Raw genomic sequence first — 1643 nt, 5'->3', positions numbered from 1 at the left:
GATCCTGCCCGTGCTGCGCGCGGCCGGCGTGCCGGTGATCTGGCTCAACTGGGGCAACCGCCGGGACCGGAAAAACCTGCCGCCGACGACGCTCTACGTGTTCAACCCGGACGGCCGGGGCATCGGCATCGGCGGCGCGCTGCCGTCGAACGGCGCGCGCGTGCTGGAAAAAGACAGCTGGGCCGCCGCCGTGGTGGACGAGCTCGAACAGCTGCCCGACGACATCCGCGTCGACAAGTACCGCATCAGCGGCTTCTGGGACACGCCGCTCGACAGCATCCTGCGCAACCTCGACGTGCGCACGATCTTCTTCGGCGGCGTCAACACCGATCAATGCGTGCTCCATACGCTGACCGACGCGCATTTCCTCGGCTACAACTGCGTGCTGGTGGAGGATTGCTGCGGCACGACCTCGCCCGATTTCTGCCGCGAGGCGTCGCTCTGGAACGTCAAGACGTGCTTCGGCTTCGTGACGTCCTCGGCGCAGGTGATCGCCGGGGTGCAGGCCGCCCAGCCGGGCTGAACCGGGACGGATCAGGCAAAGGACCAGTCGAGCATCCCGTCCGGCGCGGACCGCACCGACCCGCGCCGCCCGACCGGGCTGTCGCCGAGGGTCGCGAGCGCGTCGATGTCGTCCGCCGCCGCCACGCGCGCGACGATGCGCCTCCGCGGCGTCGGGCGGGCGACGGCGATGCCGTGGCGCGGCGCCCCGTCGCGGTCATAGAGCACCGTGAAGCTCTCCAGGATCGCCGCCCCCTCATGGTGGTCCTGGAACACCGGCACCGGGCCCCGCCTGCGGTCCGCCTCCGCCTGCACGTCATGCGCGGCGGCGGGCGGCGGCGCGTCGGTCTCGCCCTGCGCCAGCACGAGCGTGTGATGCTTCGTCGCGTATCCGCCCTGACCGTACAAGAGCCCGGTCCGGCCCCCGCCCCCACGCAACCGCTCGACCATCGCGACCGCCGCGTGCGCCATGTAGTTGTTGAGGGGCGCCCCGAAGAAGGTCAGCCCGCCCGCGAGCGTGGGCGTCGCGTCCGCCGGCAGGCCGAGATGCGCCGCGGCGATGGCCGGGACACATGGGAAGCAGCTGTACAGCTCGACGGCGTCGAAGCCCGACACGTCGCGCGGCAGCAGCGCCGGCGCGGCATCCAGCACCGCCTGCATCGCCGGCACGGCGGCATAGCCGTCGCGCGCCATCAGGTCGTCCGGCTCGGCTGCCGCGGCCCCGCCGAGGACGCGCACGCAGCGACCCTCCGGAATGCCGAGCCGGCGCGCCTCGGCCAGCGAGGTCAGCAGGATGGCCGCGCCCTGGTTGACCAGCGGATTGGCCACCATCAGCTTCGTGTATGGCCACGCGATCAAGCGGTTGGCCGCCGTGGGCGTGCCGATCTCCTCGGCCGTATGGGGCCGACGCAGCCATGCCTCGTCCCGCCCCGCGGCGACCTGCGAGAAGCGCGACCACAGCGCCGCGTTGCGCCGCCGCCCTGCCTCCCCGCTTTCGCCACGCGCCGCCCGCCAGGCGTTCTCATAGAGCGGATACACGTTCGTCGGCTGCGCGAGGCCGAGGGCGCGCGCCTGCGGCCGCTGGCTCTCGGACGCGCGGACCAGCCGGAAATCCGGGTTGCGCGGCGACCACGGCAGCGCGA

The 1643-nt window shown here is 72.7% G+C and carries 2 protein-coding genes; one reads left to right on the top strand and one right to left on the bottom strand.

Translation table 11 applies throughout. From position 1 onward, the window contains the following. Window positions 1-523: cysteine hydrolase (locus B8460_RS06480; RefSeq protein WP_048860766.1), on the top strand; the 523-nt coding region annotated here is incomplete at its 5' end. Between the two features lie 11 nt (window positions 524-534). On the opposite strand, the gene B8460_RS21695 is transcribed toward B8460_RS06480, so the two are convergent. Next, on the bottom strand, window positions 535-1643 hold a 1109-nt coding region (locus tag B8460_RS21695; protein ID WP_048860765.1), incomplete at its 5' end, for a hypothetical protein.

The sequence above is a fragment of the Acidisphaera rubrifaciens HS-AP3 genome (assembly GCF_000964365.1).
GTDB lineage: Bacteria > Pseudomonadota > Alphaproteobacteria > Acetobacterales > Acetobacteraceae > Acidisphaera > Acidisphaera rubrifaciens.
This window is presented reverse-complemented; position numbering and strand designations above follow the sequence as displayed.